The 5501-nt window shown below is 71.3% G+C and carries 4 protein-coding genes; 2 read left to right on the top strand and 2 right to left on the bottom strand.

Annotated elements, in window-relative coordinates; translation table 11 throughout:
- The first annotated feature begins 285 nt into the window (after positions 1-285).
- Both IT306_22250 and IT306_22245 read left to right on the top strand, forming a co-directional pair.
- A complete protein-coding gene (locus tag IT306_22250) occupies positions 286-1044 on the top strand; it encodes a hypothetical protein (GenBank protein ID MCC7371154.1) in 759 nt (252 codons plus the stop codon).
- Positions 1045-1133: 89 nt separating this feature from the next.
- Complete coding sequence (locus tag IT306_22245; GenBank protein MCC7371153.1) at positions 1134-2507, top strand: DUF2851 family protein; 1374 nt, start codon at positions 1134-1136, stop codon at positions 2505-2507.
- A gap of 722 nt (positions 2508-3229) precedes the next feature.
- Here IT306_22245 and IT306_22240 read toward each other — a convergent pair.
- Both IT306_22240 and IT306_22235 read right to left on the bottom strand, forming a co-directional pair.
- Positions 3230-4129: a hypothetical protein gene (locus tag IT306_22240; GenBank protein MCC7371152.1), complete on the bottom strand. Its 900-nt coding sequence runs from the start codon at positions 4127-4129 to the stop codon at positions 3230-3232.
- Positions 4130-4375: 246 nt separating this feature from the next.
- A complete protein-coding gene (locus tag IT306_22235) occupies positions 4376-5197 on the bottom strand; it encodes a GNAT family N-acetyltransferase (GenBank protein MCC7371151.1) in 822 nt (273 codons plus the stop codon).
- Positions 5198-5501 lie beyond the last annotated feature (304 nt).

The following is a 5501-nucleotide window of genomic DNA, read 5'->3' as shown; positions in this document are numbered from 1 at the left end:
CGCCTACAGTCACGCCGTCGCTGCGCGACGGCCGCCGGGAACGGCCGGCACTGGTGCGACTGGCGCGTCGCGCAGCGACTGCAGGATGGTAGGCGGGGCTTTCAAGCCCCGACGCGGCGGCACGACGACATCAACATACGATCGCCCTGACTCGCCCCTGCCACTGCTGGTCAGTGGGCACATCGGTGGCCTACCATGCCGGCTGCCGGCCCGTGTGACGGATGCCGGCCGGCCAGCCGGGCACGCTCCGCGCGAGCGTCTCGGCACTTGTAGGAGGATCTCTCCGTGAGGATCAACACCGCCAAGCAGAAGATGCTCGAAGGCAAGCCAGCGTACGGCTACGCCATCGGCCTGGGCTCGATGGTGGCCGCCGAGGCTCTGGCGAACTGCGGCATCGACTTCATCCTGCTGGACCGGCAGCACGGCTCGTGGGGCGAGGACTCGGCCATCGCCGCGCTCGTCGCCATGCACGGCGGCACCGCCACACCGATGGCCCGGGTGTCCAAGAACGACTACACCATGATCGGCCGGCTGCTCGACGAGGGCTGCATGGGCATCATCGTGCCGATGGTCCACACGCCCGAGGACGCGAAGGCCGCCGCCGACGCCTGCCGTCTGCCTCCCACCGGCAGCCGCTCGTGGGGCTGGGGCCGCGCCAGCATCTGGGGGCCGACCTACCCCGACCTCGTGAACGACCAGATCTTCGTGGCGGTCCAGATCGAGAGCCGGCTGGCGGTCGAGAACGTCGAGGCGATCATGGCCACGCCCGGCGTGGACGGCTGCTGGACCGGTCCTGGCGACATGGCCCTCTCGATGGGCGTCGATCCGCGCAAGGCCGCCGAGAGCGACGAGCACTGCCGCGCCCTGGAGAAGATCGTCCAGGCGTGCAAGAACACCGGCAAGATCCCCGGCATCGCCTGCGCCAGCCCGGAGGACGCGGTCCGGCGCTGGGAGCAGGGCTTCCAGTTCAACGTGGCGGCCGGCGACGGCGGCCTGATGATGAAGGCGGCCCGGGAAGGCCTGCAGGTCATGGGTCTGGCGTAGGGAGCGATCGGGTGTCAGCGGTCAGCCGTCAGCGGGAGTCTCCTGAGAGCTGCTCGCCGACATCTGACTGCTGAAACCTGAAGGCCAGCATGGCTGCGATCTCGGCCCGCGAGAAGGTTGTCGAGCGGCTCGTCTCCTGGATCTGGGAGCAGCAAGCCGTCGTCGGCCCACTGCCCGCCGACGACGGCCATCAGTATCAGGTCGTCTTTCGCGGGCGGCCCTGGGGCCAGGAGCGGCGGCCAGACTTTCAGGGCGCGCTGCTGGCCCGTGACGACGGGCTGCTGCTCCGCGGCGACATCGAGCTGCACGTTCGGGCATCGGACTGGCAGCGCCACGGGCACAGCCGCGACGAGGCGTACAACTCGGCCATCTGCCAGGTCGCCCTCTGGCGCGACGAGACGCCCGTCGTTCGGCGGCAGGACGGCGCGGCGATCCCAACCCTCGAGCTGGTGACCCGGCTGGCCGCGCCGCTCTCCGAATTGGAGCGACGGGCGGGCCTGGACACCGCCCCGCGTCCCCGCCCGCCGGAGCTGCCGTGCGTGCGCTCCGAGGACGATCTCGTCCGGCTGCTCGATCGGGCTGGCGTGGCGCGCTTTCTCGAGCATGCCGCCGGCTTCGAGGGTGACCTCGCGGCGCTGCCGGCCGAGGAGGTGCTCTACCGTGGCGCACTGCGGGCCATGGGGTACACGGCGAACACGGTCGGCTTCGAGCAGCTTGGCGCGGTGCTGCCGCTCGCAACCCTGCAGTCAGCGGCGAGCGGGCGCGGAGCGGCGCGGCTCGTCAGCCTCCAGGCGACGATGCTCGGGATGGCGGGGCTGCTCCCCAGCCAGCGCGGCATCGCGGCGGACGCGGCCTGGGCCAGCGAGCTGGAGGCTGCCTGGAGCCAGCACGCGAGCGCCCTGCCGGCCCCGCTGGGGAACGGGGTGTGGCGGTCATGGCGCGTGCGGCCGGAGAACGTGCCCGTCCGCCGCGCGGCCGGCATGAGCGTGCTGGCAGCAGCGTGGACCGACGGCGATCCGCTCGGCCACGTCCTCGGGGATCTGGACACCGCCCAGCGGTCCGGGCGGACCGGGCCGCTGGCGGCGCGCTGGGTGGCGCGCGTCCCCGACGACGCCTTCTGGGCCACCCATCACGATTTCGGGCGGCCGCTCAAGGAGCCGCAGCCGTGGCTCGTCGGTGCAGGGCGGGCCGGCGAGGTCGTGGTCAACGTCGTGCTGCCGTTCGCCTACGCGCTCGGGCAGGCGCGCGGAGACCAGCCGCTCGCGGAGCGGGCGCTCGGACTGTATCGGCAGTACCCGTCCGGGCCGCCGAACCGGGTGGTACGTGAGATGGCCGTCCAGGTCGGCGGAGCGGCCGGGCCGAAGCTGGCACGGGGCGCATGCCGGCAGCAGGGGCTGATCCACCTGTACAAGCACTGGTGCGACAGCCGAGACTGCCAGCGCTGCGCGGCCGGCCCGGGCTGACGTCGAAAGGCTGGGGCGCTGGTATGCCGCTCGATGGTCCCGTTTCTGATCGTGAGAGCGTGGCCGCCATCGGCCGCCACGGACGGCAGACCGTTGCTCCCACTGTCGGCATTGTTCGCGGCTGCCAGCGTGAACGTGCCGCCGCCCAGGTCGATGATGTCATCCTGCCCGTTGCTGTTCGCGGCGGCAATCGCCGAATCGTGAGCCGCTCAAGGATACGGAGGGCTCACGGTTTGCACGGAATTGGCACCTCGCTTGCACGTAGCAACTGCGACCTACAGCACGCCGATCAATGGGGAGCGCCGTGCTGTTGGTCGCATTTGCTACACGGCGCCGAGGGGCCTGCCGGGAGGGCTGTGGTACACTTGGCGAAGCGTCACACCCCACCCGAGGTACGGTCCCATTATCCCCGACAACCCCAACTGGCACCGTTCCAAAGGATGGTGTCCCTTCTACCGCGAGCGCTGGGCGATTGGGCAGGAGTCCGATGGCCAGGGTGGGCGACTGCTGTACCAGATCATCTGCCTGCAGAACACGCCACCCGAGTCGGAGCCTGAGCAGGCCGAGTGCATGAAGGCGCGGACCAGTTGCTGGCGGAACCAGCCGCAGCGGAAGACGTCGCGGAAGAAGACGGCCGCCGGGTCAGCCTGACTCCTCATGCCTGTCACCGTCGCCTTTCTGGGTGACACCCTCCTCGGCGGTCTGGCCGAGCCGATCCTCCGTCAGCGCGGCTCCTGCCGTCCGATCAGCTTCGCGATGCGGACCCAGGCCAGCGTGTTGTTCAGCAGCGGCCCGTGCCCGAGCGGCACCCCCAGACCGCCCCCGCCGAGCATCACCACGTTGGCGTTGTCCAGCACGTGCCAGTCGCGCTCGTGGGGCGGCGCGATGACCGCGTCGGCGGCGGTGACCACGACATCGTTCTGGTCCGCCAGCGTCAGCAAGCTGACCCCACGCGAGCGCAGCCGCTCGGCCAGCCGCTCCACCGAGGCGCGGTGCAGTGGATCGCTGCCGCGCGCCACCAGCTCCTGGACGCTGGACCCGCTCGGCAGCAACGCCCCAAGCCCCAACGCCCCGAGCAGGTCGCCCTCCAACCCGAGATCGGCCCCGAACAGCGGCGCCGCCAGCGTCGAGAGCGAGCCGATCCGTCCCTGCCAGCGGTCCGGCTCCCCGAACAGCAGTGCGCCGGCCGCCTCGAAGAGGGCCACGCCGCCCAGGCTGTACCCGACCAGGTGGTAGACCGTGTCGTCCGGCAGGGCCGAGCGATACCAGCGCAGTGTGCGGCCGATGTGGGCCGTCGTCTCGGCCAGGCTGGCCTCGCAGTGCTCGATCTCGTAGCGGACCGGCCGCCAGCCCTCGGCGTCCTGGCGCGTCTGGTAGCTGGCCTCCAGGAAGTCGCCCTGGTCGTAGCCGTGGTTCGTGACGAGGTAGCGCAGGAAGCCGCCGAAGCGATCGAGCGCCTCGCCGCTGCGGCTGAGCATGCCGGCCGCCAGCACGATCTTCTTGCGACCGCGCGTGCTGATGCGGCGGCCTGTCTGCCAGTCCTCGACCCAGGCGGCGGCCCGGTTGTCCACGTCGCGGCTCCCCGGTAGGCTGGTGCTGTTCCAGACAACGTGCAGGGGCATGCCCCTGGGAGCGCGGCCGACACGCCCCCACAGTTCCCTGGAACGTCGAATGCTTCTGCACTGGGAGCAGCGCACCCAGAGCACGTTGCCCCCTGCCGGATTATACGGAGCGGCCCACATCCCTCAACCCCCGGCCCTCGCCCCTCGCCCCTCGCCCCTCGCCCCTCGCCCCTCGCCCCTCGATCCACGATCCTCGCCCCTCGCCCCTCGCCCCTCGCCCCTCGCCCCTCGATCCACGACCCTCGCTCACCGCGCCGTCGCCGGGCCGGCCAGCAAGGTCACGTGCTCGCGGTAGCCGATCCTCCGGTACGCCGCCTGCGCCGCGACGTTGCTCTCGCGCACGTCCAGCACCACCACCGCGAAGCCCTGGGCAAACAACCGGGCCGTCAGGGCGGCCGTCACCGCGCCGGCCAGCCCTCGACCGCGCCATGCTGGCTCGACCAGGACTCCCTGCACGACCGCCAGCCCGTCGTCCGGAGCCGCCAGCGTGTGCTCGGCCACGGCCACCAGCCGGCTGCCGTCCCGCACACCGACATACTGGTAGCCCTGACGCAGACGGCTCGGCAGAAACCGACTCTCGGGCCAGTGCGCGTAGAGCGCCACCAGCGCGCCGGCGTCGTCCAGGGTCAGCGACTCGACGAGATCGGCTTCCGGCGGCACGCACAGGGTGTCCGGAGTGACCTGCATCCGCACGATGGCGTCGAGCCACTCGAACGCGAAACGCGCGGTCACCAGCTCGACTGCTGTCGGCAGCGTCCGCACAAATGCCCGCCCCGGCAGCACCGCCGATTGCAGCATCCGTTCGAGCGCCGCCGTCTCGCCGAACGCCTGCAGGCCGCCGCCCCAGGCCGGATGATCGAGCGTCCAGAGCCCGGCCGCCCCGCCGCCCAGCGGCGAGCCGGGCCGCTCGTCGGCCGGCCGGTCTCGGAGCGGTGGCTCGCAGCCCTGCACCCAGAGCCGCACGTACGGCCACTCGCGCGGCCCGAGCGTGCACAACGGCCAGGCCCAGAGCGGCCGATCCTGCCGCAGATAGACGCGGGCCTGGGTCGCATCGGCGATCAGTCGCACGGCGTCAACGCCCGCCCCTGGCCGTCGGCCCGCCCCTGGCTATCCGTCCGGCCATGCTCGTACGCAGCCACACGTGCCGGCTCCATTGCCTGCTGGTGCATCCCCATCGGTGCATCCTCACCGCCCGGCGGCGAGGATACCACGGCCGTAGAGAGCGTTTTCCACCTGACCGCTCTCCCCTTAGGAATCGCCGAGAAATAAGTGTCGCATTGTGATGGCAGTGTGACGGGCGGCAGGGGCGGCGCGAGCTAGACTATCGGGCGATGGAGCCATTGGAGGCAATCAAGCGGCGCTTCGAGCTGCT

The organism is Chloroflexota bacterium (assembly GCA_020850535.1).
In the GTDB taxonomy this organism is placed as follows: Bacteria; Chloroflexota; UBA6077; order UBA6077; family JACCZL01; genus JADZEM01.
The sequence above is the reverse complement of the archived record's forward strand: the minus strand, read 5'-3'. Positions and strand labels throughout refer to the sequence as shown.

Coding starts and splice junctions, on each gene's coding strand:
- IT306_22240 (MCC7371152.1), bottom strand. CDS start 4,129: ATGCCCCTGCACGTTGTCTGGAACAGCACCAGCCTACCGGGGAGCCGC.
- IT306_22245 (MCC7371153.1), top strand. CDS start 1,134: ATGGCTGCGATCTCGGCCCGCGAGAAGGTTGTCGAGCGGCTCGTCTCC.